Source organism: Pseudonocardia sp. SID8383 (assembly GCF_009864975.1).
In the GTDB taxonomy this organism is placed as follows: Bacteria; Actinomycetota; Actinomycetes; order Mycobacteriales; family Pseudonocardiaceae; genus Pseudonocardia; species Pseudonocardia alni.
In genome coordinates, this window is sequence record NZ_WWFY01000549.1 from 1 (window position 1) to 1,345 (window position 1,345).

A 1,345-nucleotide genomic window follows, 5' to 3' on the forward strand; every position below is an offset into this window, starting at 1 on the left:
GGTGGGTCGGCCGCGCCCGCGCCGGAGGCGGCCGCCGAGCGGCCCGCCGTCAGCCGGGACGTCGCACCGCTGGAGCCGGCACTCACGGTCACCGACCCGCGCGGCGCCACCGTCACCGTGCCGGCCCCGCCGACGCGCATCGTCTGCCTGACCGGCCTGTGCGACGACATGGTCGTCGAGCTGGGGCTCACCCCGGTCGGCACCTCCACCCCGGCCCTGCTGAAGAACCCCGTCCTGCTCGGCGACCGCGCCGCGCAGGTCCCGACCGTCGCCGGCAGCTTCGGTAGCGAGGACGTCGAGTCCATCGCCGCGCTGCGTCCCGACCTGGTGATCGGGCTCGGCGGAGTGCACGAGCCGCTGCGTGCGGCGATCGAGCGCTTCGCCCCGCTGTGGCTGGTGCAGCCGACGACCTGGGAGGAGTCGGTCGGCTACCTGCGGGACCTGGGGTCGCTCACCGGACGCACCGCCGAGGCCACCGCGGGCGAACTGCGCTTCCGCACGACGCTGGCCGACGGCGTCGAGCAGGCGCGCGCCACCGGCAAGGCCGGCCGGAAGGTCCTGCTGATGTACGGCAGCGCCGACACGATCGGCGTCGACACCACCGACACGGTCAACGGGAACCTGCTCGCGACGCTCTACGACTACCCGTTCGTCCCGCGCGGCGCCGACGTCGAGACCGCGAGCACCTACAGCGTCGAGGAGATCGTCGCGCAGGCCCCGGACGTGGTGTTCGCGTTCTCACTGCTGTTCTCCTCGGCCGACCGCACCCTGACCGACCAGCTCGCCGCGAACCCGGTGTGGGCCCAGGTCCCCGCGGTGCAGCAGGGGAACGTGCACGAGATGGACCCGCGGCTGTGGGGCAGCGGGCGCGGCACCCGCAGCCTGGGCGCGATCGTCACCCAGTCGCTCGCGGCGGTCCCCGGCCGGTGAGACGGGCCCTGCTGCTGCTCGCCGTCGCGGCCGGGGCGGTGCTGCTCGCCGCGCTGGTCCTCGGGACCGGCACCCCGGCCGTCGCCCCGCACCGGCTGCCCGCCGTGCTGGTCGCGGCGGGCGGGATCGAGCACGTCGTCGTCACCGAGCTGCGGGTGCCGCGGCTGCTGCTCGGTGTGCTCACCGGCGCCGCGCTCGGGCTGGCCGGGTTGCTGCTGCAGGACGGTCTGCGCAACCCGCTCGCCGTCCCCGAGCTGCTCGGGGTGTCCTCCGGTGCCGCGGCCGCGGTGGCGGTCACGATCGTCACCGGGGCCGCGGTCCCGTTCGCGCCGCTGCTGCCCGCCGTGGTCGGCGCGGTGACCGGGGGCGCGCTCACCCTGCTCGCCGTCCGCGGCGCCGTCGGCCCGGCCGCGGT

2 protein-coding genes are annotated in these 1,345 nt (G+C 76.4%); both read left to right on the plus strand.

All coding sequences use genetic code 11. The features are described from left to right. On the plus strand, positions 1–930 hold a 930-nt coding region (locus GTW08_RS13325; protein WP_161151991.1), incomplete at its 5' end, for an ABC transporter substrate-binding protein. Beyond that, positions 927–1,345: iron chelate uptake ABC transporter family permease subunit (locus GTW08_RS13330; protein WP_161151992.1), on the plus strand; the 419-nt coding region annotated here is incomplete at its 3' end. The genes GTW08_RS13325 and GTW08_RS13330, both read left to right, overlap by 4 nt.